At 67.8% G+C, this 441-nt stretch carries 1 protein-coding gene; it reads left to right on the forward strand.

Annotation, left to right across the window (positions count from 1 at the left end):
• Nucleotides 1–134: 134 nt before the first annotated feature.
• Nucleotides 135–441 (forward strand): LysR family transcriptional regulator (locus C1631_RS25595; protein WP_228441542.1); only part of this gene is annotated, 307 nt, incomplete at its 3' end.

A 441-nucleotide genomic window follows, 5' to 3' on the forward strand; every position in this document is an offset into this window, starting at 1 on the left:
GCGCGTAGGTGCCGGCTGTGTTGAAGTCGCCCATCAGGTCTCTCCTTTGCGGTGCGTAGGGATTTAGACCCTTCCGCATTGCGCGATAATACGGTTTAATCGGCACAAGCTGTGCGAGATTGCGAACAATGGCGATGGATCTCGGCGATCTTGCCGCCTTCGTCTCCGTCGCGGAGGCAGGCGGCTTTCGTGAAGGCGCTCGCGCGAGCGGCACGAGCGCCTCCGGATTGAGCGAGGCGGTGCGCCGGCTGGAGACGCGCCTCGGCGTCAGGCTGTTCAACCGCACCACGCGCAGCGTCGCGCCGACCGAGGCCGGCGCGCGTCTCCTTGAGCGTTTGACCCCCGCCTTGGGCGAGGTCGAAGCGGCGCTGGACGTCGTCAACGGCTTTCGCGACCGGCCGGCCGGCACGCTCCGGCTCAACGTGCCGGTCAGCGCGGCGC

Source organism: Chryseobacterium phosphatilyticum, from assembly GCF_002899825.2.
Taxonomy (GTDB): Bacteria; Bacteroidota; Bacteroidia; order Flavobacteriales; family Weeksellaceae; genus Chryseobacterium; species Chryseobacterium phosphatilyticum.